Source organism: Paenibacillus doosanensis (assembly GCF_025060755.1).
Lineage (GTDB): Bacteria > Bacillota > Bacilli > Paenibacillales > NBRC-103111 > Paenibacillus_S > Paenibacillus_S doosanensis.
In genome coordinates, this window is record NZ_JANYUY010000030.1 from 20,166 (window position 1) to 29,354 (window position 9,189).

At 45.7% G+C, this 9,189-nt stretch carries 9 protein-coding genes; 5 read left to right on the top strand and 4 right to left on the bottom strand.

What is annotated here, in order from left to right; all coding sequences use genetic code 11:
- Positions 1-12 precede the first annotated feature (12 nt).
- The 3 genes from N0M98_RS20570 to N0M98_RS20580 all read right to left on the bottom strand — a co-directional run bounded on the left by N0M98_RS20570 (position 13) and on the right by N0M98_RS20580 (position 2,775).
- The gene (locus N0M98_RS20570) at positions 13-612 is read right to left on the bottom strand and encodes a stalk domain-containing protein (RefSeq protein ID WP_259618994.1); all 600 of its coding nucleotides are present in this window, start codon (positions 610-612) and stop codon (positions 13-15) included.
- Between the two features lie 2 nt (positions 613-614).
- Positions 615-1,235 (bottom strand): Type 1 glutamine amidotransferase-like domain-containing protein, encoded by a 621-nt coding sequence (locus tag N0M98_RS20575; protein WP_259618995.1) that lies wholly within the window; start codon positions 1,233-1,235, stop codon positions 615-617.
- A 160-nt stretch (positions 1,236-1,395) separates the two neighbouring features.
- Positions 1,396-2,775, bottom strand: coding sequence for a phospholipase D-like domain-containing protein (locus N0M98_RS20580; RefSeq protein WP_259618996.1), 1,380 nt, complete (start codon positions 2,773-2,775; stop codon positions 1,396-1,398).
- A 363-nt stretch (positions 2,776-3,138) separates the two neighbouring features.
- Here N0M98_RS20580 and N0M98_RS20585 point away from each other — a divergent pair, with 363 nt between their 5' ends.
- The 4 genes from N0M98_RS20585 (at position 3,139) to N0M98_RS20600 (ending at position 7,380) form a co-directional block, all read left to right on the top strand.
- Complete coding sequence (locus N0M98_RS20585; RefSeq protein WP_249865155.1) at positions 3,139-3,831, top strand: response regulator transcription factor; 693 nt, start codon at positions 3,139-3,141, stop codon at positions 3,829-3,831.
- Positions 3,812-5,245 (top strand): HAMP domain-containing sensor histidine kinase, encoded by a 1,434-nt coding sequence (locus tag N0M98_RS20590; RefSeq protein ID WP_259618997.1) that lies wholly within the window; start codon positions 3,812-3,814, stop codon positions 5,243-5,245. The genes N0M98_RS20585 and N0M98_RS20590 overlap by 20 nt, the downstream gene beginning before the upstream one ends.
- 172 nt (positions 5,246-5,417) lie before the next feature.
- Positions 5,418-6,311: an alpha/beta hydrolase gene (locus tag N0M98_RS20595; protein WP_249865157.1), complete on the top strand. Its 894-nt coding sequence runs from the start codon at positions 5,418-5,420 to the stop codon at positions 6,309-6,311.
- Between the two features lies 1 nt (position 6,312).
- Positions 6,313-7,380 (top strand): ketoacyl-ACP synthase III, encoded by a 1,068-nt coding sequence (locus tag N0M98_RS20600; RefSeq protein ID WP_259618998.1) that lies wholly within the window; start codon positions 6,313-6,315, stop codon positions 7,378-7,380.
- Between the two features lie 93 nt (positions 7,381-7,473).
- Here N0M98_RS20600 and N0M98_RS20605 read toward each other — a convergent pair whose 3' ends face one another.
- Complete coding sequence (locus N0M98_RS20605; RefSeq protein ID WP_249865159.1) at positions 7,474-8,253, bottom strand: nuclear transport factor 2 family protein; 780 nt, start codon at positions 8,251-8,253, stop codon at positions 7,474-7,476.
- Positions 8,254-8,443: 190 nt separating this feature from the next.
- Between N0M98_RS20605 and N0M98_RS20610 the strand changes: the two genes are divergently transcribed.
- Complete coding sequence (locus N0M98_RS20610; protein WP_249865160.1) at positions 8,444-9,058, top strand: TetR/AcrR family transcriptional regulator; 615 nt, start codon at positions 8,444-8,446, stop codon at positions 9,056-9,058.
- Positions 9,059-9,189 lie beyond the last annotated feature (131 nt).

The following is a 9,189-nucleotide window of genomic DNA, read 5'->3' on the forward strand; positions in this document are numbered from 1 at the left end:
GGTTTAATTAGCTTAATCCATCTCTTCAGTCGGAACTGATAATTTAATATTTTTAGAAGTAACTTCAACTTCGTAAATATTATTATCTTCACGATTTACCTTGTACTTCTTCAACGATTCTAAATTAATTTTGGGAGCTGCTAGTCGAGCCAGAACCTGATCTGAGATGTATTTTTCATGAGTGTAGTTGTCATAATAATAATCTAGGATTGGGTCAAAGATATACTTTTCTCCATTATACAATACATTATGGTTAATACCCCAAGTAACAAGGGATAAAGTAGGAGTATCTTTTTTTTCATTTATTTCTTTTACCGAATAGTAGTATTGGTTACCTAAATAGTACACGTCTAAATTGTTTCTAAGTTCAATTGTCCTTTCACTTTCATGATATTTTACTCGATAATTCATTTGAGTGGCAACTTCTTTTAATGGCACATAAGAATTTCCATTAATGATCAATAATGGATCACTAAGATCCGTATCGAAACCATTGATGTTAACTTTAATGTCGGAAAAAATCGCTTCAACCTTACCACCAATCTCGGCATAAGAGGGAGCAGCTGTTGTAATAATAGCACCTATCATCATTCCAATTAAATATTTTTTCATAGTTATCTCCCATTAATATAAATAGCTTCGTTATCTGTGAGCCTTTCGACCTTACGTTGGTACAGCCCTTCGAATTCAAGCAGTCTAATTTCATGTGATTTCTCGTGCTTAAATTTATCAGGTGTGCCATAATGCGGGAATATGGTTTGTTCGTATATCCCCGTGGCATTGAGGTCTTTCAATCCAAGATGGTTAAACTCCGGAGTAAAATAATCGACTATATGTATATCATCTCCTAAGACCACTGTGCCTACACTTATACCGACAAGTGTCGCCCCCCTCTCAGACTGCTCTTTAATCACCTTGTCGGCTCCAGTTAACTTCAGATGATGCAAAAGGTAAAATGTATTTCCGCTGCTCAAACATATGACATCGTAGCCGTATAAATCCTGGACATTTTCAAATTCGATGTCAACGAACACGACTTTGTGAAATCCCATGGCTTCTAAATCTAGTTTCGCTCTTTGGGATACCGGAGCTTGCGATTTTAGCCGACCATGAGCTGTAGGGATGATACACACAGATAAATTAGTGGGATTTTGACCTAACAATTGGAGAAAAGCTTCTCTAATCTTAGAAGTTGTAAAACCATCTGAAGTTAACAACAATTTTCTGTTCCTCATCTTTCCCCTCCTTTTGATCTATGCTGCCGCTCGCGGATGACTACCGCCCCACTCTCACCCACACTACATCATGGATAGTTTATTGATATCTCGTCTATTATCTTACTGCTCAATCCTACAATATGCCATCGAATTAGTATACCATTCAAATTTCGGATAACTATTCGCCGTAAGCTGTTGGGTCTAAACTAAATACGAGACCCTCCCAGTTAAAGTCGCCGCGCTCTCTTCTTTGGCGGTTATCGTGCGCTACTTTCTGATATAGCTGTAGAGCAGTACGATCATCCAGATGTCCGGTATCCTGGCCTAGATGTTCGGACAAAAGCTGCCGACGGAACGTGCGCACCGCTTGCTCATCCCATATGGATGCGTTCATTTCCGAATGACCGAAGAATGAGTTCGAGTGCAGGTTACAAGAGCCGATCGTCATCCAAATGTCGTCAACAAGCATGACTTTGGCATGGACGTATATATTGCTGCGTCCGCCTTTTCCGTCAGGACCGGCAATTCCTGCTAAAGTAAAATTCTCATACTTACCCAGCGCTTCTATATGATCAAAAAAGCCTTTGCGTTCCGGGTTCTTGCGGGCAGCCCGTACATAATCCTCGGGGTCGGCTGGAACGAGCAGCACAATATCTACGCCTCGCTTCAGGGCCTCCTCCAGTCTGACAGCAATCTCTGGGATTGGAAGCGCCTGATTCTCGATATAGATGGTACGCCGAGCGGCATCTATCGCCTGTATGTATTGCTCAGAAACCGAATGTTCGCCTTCAGCGATATTGAACGGTTTTCCTTCAGGAGTAGGAGAGCTATCGTTATAGCGACATTTATAAACATTTCTTTGTATTTGTACCGGTGTGTTCCCTTGAGGAGCGGATACATGGGTGGGAAAGGGTAATTCGTCTTCGCCGGTATGTCCCCATGTTCCGTCAACCTCCATCCTTTCGCTAGCTCCATTCCATCTTTGTACGAAATTATGGTGCACATCGCTCGCAGACGGACCCGACACTTCGACATAAATATCGTGGCGTTGATTTTCCCCGATATGGCCGGGTTCGACGGTCTTGAAGGTCGGATTAATTCCCCCGACAAAGGACGTCTCGGACGGATGGCCCGCATCAATAAGCCAAATTTTTTGATGCTGACAATAGTACCCGTGTGCCCGGTCCCAACGGGCGCGAAATTTTGAACCCCGCGCGGCGAGCTTTTCATGATCTTCCTTAGATCCTGTAAAGGCTTGGCCGTAACCGCTGCTCTCCGGGTTGGGGCGCCAAAATAAAATCCGGACGTCCAATCCTCGAGTTACCGCTCGATCCAGCACATCCAGAATGGTACCGCGTCCGTCTGGCATCTGGAAATCCGGTACCATGAAAGTAATCGAAATCCAGACACTATACTGCGCGCCTTCGATAGCCTCGCAGATGCGTCTAAAGGTCGGAGCACTATCTATAAGGGGATGCACAGCATTACCGTTTCTTACGGGGTATGATCCGGATTCAATATAGGGAATATGGGACGGCAAATGGACAATAGTTGACAAAGAGACTCCCCCCACCGCAAATTGGATAAATTTATCCTATCACAATCTTTAGGCAGGGATAAAGTTAAAAGTATATTGAGGTCTTTGTCCTGCCCGTTACTTCCGTTCCTAGTCAAACGGCTAATAAAAAGTTGAAATCCATCACGATGAATGTGCCGGTTATTTTTGCATCCTGGTTCAAAGGCCGCTAGGCCCCTTTACGAAGACAAAGCGACTCTTAGGACGACCTTAGTCCCAGTCTTTTTCATGCCGAAAGCAGGGATTTCCAGCCAAAACGAGAAATATGTCCTAAGAACTATATCGATAAATAGTTGGATGGGAGCTTGGAGGAGGCATAGACCCGCAAGCTTGAAGAGGTGACGGATGATGAAGCAGAAGATTCTAATTGTTGAAGATGAAACGAGAATCTCCATGGTTCTAAAAGCGTTTCTGGTCAAAGCCGGCTATGAGGTGGAGCAAGCCTATAACGGCGACCAGGCGATGTCTTTGTTCGAGTCGTGGGAGCCGGCGCTGGTGCTATTGGATGTCATGCTGCCAGTCATGGACGGATGGTCGGTTCTTAATTCCATTAGGAAACGAAGCGCTTGTCCAGTCATTATGTTAACGGCGCTCAGCGATATTCATTATCGGCTGGAAGGACTGAATGGGGGCGCTGACGATTATTTAGTCAAGCCATTCATCGGAGAAGAGGTTGTCGCTCGTGTGCGGGCTGTGTTAAGGCGATTGCCGCAGGTTGCGACAGAAAATTCGGCTATTTTCGGCAATTTGAAGGTCGATTTTAATTCGCATAAGGTGACGCTAAACGGGGATGAGGTTCATTTGACGCCGAGGGATTTATCGCTGTTTCTATATTTGGCCAGCCATCCGAACCAGACATTGGATCGAAACCAGTTGATTGACGCTGTATGGGGAAGGGATTATATGGGCAGCGATCGAGCCGTCGATATGGCCATAAAACGGATTCGCCAAAGCCTCGCGGAATGGTCCGCCGGAGATGGAGGGATCATTACATTGAAACGATTGGGGTATCAATTTCGTGTCCAAGCGAGAACGTAAAAGCCTGCTCTATCATTGGTCGATCCGTTATTTTACGATCTTATTTATCAGTATCATGATCCTTGGTTTGCTTGCCATGTATGTTTTCAACAGAAATGCGATATCCGCTCAATATACCAGTGTGGAGAACATGGTCGGCGATCTTGGGGCCATCGCCCAAGATAATCATGGGAGGCTCCCCCAGATTCCCGATATGGAGGGGTTTTTAGGCAAGCTGGCTGAGCGGCATAATCTTCAAAGCAGACCCATTATGTTCATTCTTAATCGGGACGGCCAGGTTGTTCAACAATACCCCTCTGTTCCGCCAGAGGAAATCAAGCAAATGATGATGCGAATCCCCGATATGATGTCTGGAGATGCACAGGTCATCAAGCTGGAGGCTCAACAAGACCAAGAGCCGTATTTAGCGGGCATATATCCGATTATTATTGAATCCTCCAAGGCAGGGTATGCATTGTACATGGCCCCTCAGCGTAATGCGCTGGACGGCATGTTTGCTTTCAGATATCCAAGATGGATTCTGCTGGCGTCTTTCTTGTTTATTGGCTGGGGAATTGTGCATGTATTGACAAGAAGATTGATCAAGCCCATTCAGGAAGCGGCCAATGCTGCAAAGCAAATTGTGGCCGGCAATTATAATTTACAATTTAGAAATGATTACAAAGAGAAAGAAATCCATGAGCTTACTCATTCGTTCCAGGAGATGGCCGATCGGCTCAATCGCTTGGAGAAGCTTCGTACGCAGCTGCTGGCAGGAGTTACACATGAATTGAAAACACCCGTCACAGCCATCAGCGGGCTAGTTCAGGCAGTCCGCGGGAAGGTCGTTGAAGGGGATGAGGCGGAAGCGTTCCTCGATCATTGCATGAATGAATGCAATCGTCTGCAAAAGATGGTAGAGGATTTGCTGGATTTCAACAGCTTTGCAGCGGGCAATATTCAGGTGGATCGCGAGCTCATCGGCATACAGACGATGCTGACCGATATCGTGGAGCGCTGGAGCTGCGTTCAAGAGCGCCACTCGATTGAAGTGAAGCTGGAGGCGCCCGTTCCGGCGGCTAACCTTCAATTATGTACGGACCCGATCCGTATCGAACAGATTCTTATTAATCTGCTGAATAATGCGAGAGATGCAATCGTTGCCGAAGGAGTAGTTATAGTTCGTCTGGATACAACCGCGCGTTATTGCCATATTAGCGTTCACGATACAGGCTGCGGGATTCCCATAGCCGGGCAGAAGGATATATTCGAACCGTTCTACCGCGGCGCAGATAAGAGGACGCTTGTACATGGGCTTGGCCTCGGATTGCCTTTCAGTCGAATGATAGCACGTTCATTAGGCGGCGATCTGGTATTGACTCACAGCTCTACAAACGGTTCAATCTTTGAACTCATCGTTCCGCTTGAATCCTAATGTTCAAGAATGACTACAAACAACTTTTTCATAAGGATCATGTTCCTTGTGCAGAAGTTGTTTTTTTTCGACAAAAAACACAAATTTACACCCCTTCTGACATATTACTGACACTCTGGGATGATAGTCTGTGACTGCCTGGTACTATTTTAGGATAAAAGGAGTAGTTCGCATGAGTATGTGGGTTGGGTATATCATTCTAATTGTTCTGATCGGAATATGTGCGATCTCGTTATGGGCGGTATGGAAGCTGATGCATCCTGCGCGCAAGCCGGTGCTATTGACTCCCGATGAGGAAGGGCTGGAATATGAATCCATCACTTTCCGAAGCCGGGACCAAGCGGTGAATCTGAAGGGATGGTTTCTCCCCGCTGCCGGCTCGCCCAAGATGACAATCATATTCGCGCATGGATACAGGAGCAACCGCCTCCAGAATAAAGTCGCTGCACTTGGATTAGCCAAGGCTCTCGTCCAGCGCAATTATAATGTGGTCATGTTTGATTTCCGCAATTGCGGAAATTCTGAAGGACGGTTAACGACAATTGGTCTGGATGAACAACAAGACATCCTGGGCGCCGTTGACTGGTGCACAACGTTCTGTAAGGGACGAATCGGCTTAATCGGTTATTCGATGGGCGCGGCTGCGTCCCTCCTGGCAGCAGCGAAGTGCGAGGAAGTATCCGGTGTCATTGCGGACAGTCCGTTCAGCGATTTGAATCGGTATTTGCTGGATAATCTGTCGATATGGTCCAAGCTTCCGAAATACCCGTTCTCCCCGCTTATGGTGCTTGCCATTCGTTTCATTATGAAGAAGAATCCGCAGCTCGTTAAGCCGATCGTATCCATACAGCAGATTTATCCCCGGCCGGTTATGTTCATTCACGGGGATCAGGATGAAACTATACCGTGCGCCGACAGTGAAATGATGTCACAGCGATTTGCCGATGCATTCAGCTACTGGAAGGTTCCGGGAGCCAAGCATACGGGATCTTATAAGTTGTTTCCTGTGGAATATACCAATCGGGTAGATCACTTCTTCGATCGACTTGCAGGAGGCCATAGATAACATGAGATCAAAAGCAAAAATTACGGCAATCGGCAGTTATGTCCCTTCCAAAGTGTTAAGAAACGCCGATTTGGAAATGATGATGGACACGAGCGACGAATGGATCGTTCAGCGAACGGGCATACGTGAAAGACGTATTGCGGCTAAGGATGAGTTCACGAGTCATATGTGTATAGGGGCAATTGACGACCTTATTAATAACTATGAAGTATCGATTATGGATGTGGATATGATTCTGGTAGCCACCTATACTCCGGACTTTCCGACGCCTTCCGTTGCTTGCTTAATCCAGCATCATTATGGTATTCCGGCTACGGGGGCGCTCGACGTTAACGCTGCTTGCACAGGATTTGTTTATGCGATGAACATGGCCAACGGATTAATAACCAGCGGGCTTAATCGGAAAATTTTGGTGGTCGGAGCGGATACGGCATCCAGAATAATGGACTATTCGGATCGTACTTCCAGCATCTTATTCGGTGATGGAGCTGGCGTTGTTCTAATGGAAAGAACGGAGGATGCGGGGGCGTTCGCCACGCAGTATTTTGGATCGGACGGTCATGGAGGAAGTTATCTCTATCGCTCGGGCCTAAGAAATGAGCTGGCAGGAAAAAAGCTGGCAAGCGACGGGATGCTGGTGCAGAACGGGCGGGAGGTGTACCGGTTTGCCGTCGGGACGGTGCCGCAAGTCATACATACAATTCTAGATCGGCTCCGCTTGAGTGCGGATGAGATTGATTGGTTCATTCCCCACAGCGCCAATCTTCGTATTGTCGAGTCCATAAGCAGGAAAATCGGTATTCCAATGAGCAGGACTCTGCACAGTATGGAGTATTACGGCAATACGACGGCTGCCAGTATTCCGCTTGCCTTGAGTATGGGAGTCAAGTCAGGTCAAGTCAAGACGGGAGATCGGCTGCTGCTGGTCGGCTTTGGCGGCGGCTTCACCTTCGGCGGGATGATTGTGGAGTGGACATTAGCAATCCAAGCTGCTGTCCTCCCGGCAAATGAGAATGCGATGGCGCAAATCGGGCATCCGCTTGGCCTCCCCCAATCTGTATCCACTTGAATACAACATTATCACTCCAGCAATTCGTGAAGCGAAAGACATCACCGTAATTCAATTCGGCGATGTCTTTCTTGCGATTGAGTTTACGCAAGCTCAAAACCTACTGTTCGAATTTTTCCGTTTTTCTGCCGGCAGTATGCTCTCGATTACGTCCCAATGCTCAGCGATCTTTCCATCCTCTACGCGGAACAAATCGTAGAAAGCAGTATGTTGACCATCAAATTGACCTTCACTCAGGATAAGAACAAAATCGCCTTGCCCGATGACTTGATGGACTTGAGTATATTGAAACTCAATATTTTTCTCCTTCAGAGCCTGCAAAGCAGCGTGAAGACCAGAAAGGCCGTCTGCAATATGAGGACTATGCTGAATGTAGGTATCTCCATCAAAGTAAGAGGCAAGCAGGTCAGGCTTCTTCCCAAGCAAAATGTTCTCAACATAGCTTTTGACCAATACTTTGTTGGCCTCCGTCTTGTCGATATCCTTAATTGTGACCGGTCCGTCAATCATCGTATGATTGCTTGGTGTCCTACCCTCCATCTTTTGCAAATTGTCCCAGTGCTCTACGATGAGTCCATTCTCAAAACGAAAGATATCAATAGCGATTTTAGGGCCGTGAAAATCATATACAGAATGAAGAGCCACATAATCTCCGTCGACTAAAGTACGCTTAATGCTTACCTTTGTACCCGTTTCCTTTAAATGATCAAGCGCACCAAGCATGGCTTCACGACCATCGGGTAAGGCCTGGTTGTGCTGAATATATTGATCTGGATGAACGTAAGCCGTAATCGCTTCGGGGCTGCCGCTCTCAAAACTTTCCAGCACGGCGACCGCCTTACGTACAAGCTCATTTTGATGGTTGAATGTCATTGGAATATCCTCCTTAGAGTTTTTTAGTCATTAGATAAATAATGAACAATATGTTGTTTATTTATCTGCCACTCATTATAATGGAGGGGAATGCAACGCTCAATATTCAATATGTTTAGTTTTGAAGGATAACAGACAAATCATAAAGCTTTGTCGCTTAACGACCAAATTTAGGTGGGAAACAAAAACGATGAACAAGAAAACCGACCTTAGAATAGTGCGCACGAAACAATCGATTCGAAAGGCTTTTTATGAGCTTATTCAGGAAAAAGGATATGAAGCGATAACGATCCAGGATATTGCCGATCGGGCCATGATCAACCGAAATACTTTTTATCTTCACTACCAAAACAAGCCCGACTTATTGGATATATGTATGAATGAACTGTTGAGTGAACTAAAGGATGCAGTCGTTCTTTGTCCCATCAGCATGAATCCTTTCAGTATTTCTATGCTCGAGACAGTCATGCAAGCTGTACTGGAACATATTTCACTAAATATAACCTTTTACCATTCCATGTTAATTGAAGAGAACAGAATCTATCAGTTTCAAGCGAAAATGGAGACTATCGTTAAAGATAAATTAATTGAGGGGTGGAACCCTGCTCAAGGAAACTCGACTTTAGCGATATCCAAAGAATTGCTGCTCGAATACCTCGGATCGTCTTTCATGGGAATTGTAATTTGGTGGATTAAAAACAATAAGCCCCTTCCTGCAGATGAAGTTTCCTATCAATTTAGCAGAATCGTTGCCTACGGGCATTTAAGAGCTGCCGGTATCGCCGTCGAGGATGAAAAGAAATAGAAATATAGCTACTCAATACCAATTAGAACAAATCCCCCAAAAGCCATCCATGCCGCCGACGCGGCACCACAGACAATGGAAATGGGGTACCAAGAGTAATTTCCAGGGTAGTGACGTGATGCTCTGAAGCT

What these genes read in the sequence shown, in the direction of transcription:
- N0M98_RS20570 (WP_259618994.1), bottom strand. Translation starts at nt 612, where the DNA reads ATGAAAAAATATTTAATTGGAATGATGATAGGTGCTATTATTACAACA.
- N0M98_RS20610 (WP_249865160.1), top strand. Translation starts at nt 8,444, where the DNA reads ATGAACAAGAAAACCGACCTTAGAATAGTGCGCACGAAACAATCGATT.
- N0M98_RS20575 (WP_259618995.1), bottom strand. Translation starts at nt 1,235, where the DNA reads ATGAGGAACAGAAAATTGTTGTTAACTTCAGATGGTTTTACAACTTCT.
- N0M98_RS20585 (WP_249865155.1), top strand. Translation starts at nt 3,139, where the DNA reads ATGATGAAGCAGAAGATTCTAATTGTTGAAGATGAAACGAGAATCTCC.
- N0M98_RS20605 (WP_249865159.1), bottom strand. Translation starts at nt 8,253, where the DNA reads ATGACATTCAACCATCAAAATGAGCTTGTACGTAAGGCGGTCGCCGTG.
- N0M98_RS20600 (WP_259618998.1), top strand. Translation starts at nt 6,313, where the DNA reads ATGAGATCAAAAGCAAAAATTACGGCAATCGGCAGTTATGTCCCTTCC.
- N0M98_RS20595 (WP_249865157.1), top strand. Translation starts at nt 5,418, where the DNA reads ATGAGTATGTGGGTTGGGTATATCATTCTAATTGTTCTGATCGGAATA.